Below are 326 nucleotides of genomic sequence, written 5' to 3' on the forward strand. Positions count from 1 at the left end.
CACCGGCTCCGACGGTGTGCTCTCCGGCACCCAAATCGTGGCACCGGTAACCGCACCGGTCACCCCCGGCGCGACCTCGGTAGGCGTACTCGGCGCCCCGACCGCACAAACCAACGGCACGGMMGGGACCGCCGGACAGCCGGCAACCGCCCCGGCCCAAAACCCCGACACCACCACCACCGGCTCCGACGGTGTGCTCTCCGGCACCCAAATCGTGGCACCGGTAACCGCACCGGTCACCCCCGGCGCGACCTCGGTAGGCGTACTCGGCGCCCCGACCGCACAAACCAACGGCACGGMMGGGACCGCCGGACAGCCGGCAACCG

1 pseudogene is annotated in these 326 nt (G+C 72.7%); it reads left to right on the forward strand.

Features of this window, described 5'->3' with window-relative positions:
* Nucleotides 1–326 (forward strand): annotated as a pseudogene (locus AC1DES_RS19260) (hypothetical protein); the annotation flags it as partial.

Source organism: Arthrobacter sp. 05T442 (assembly GCF_056395945.1).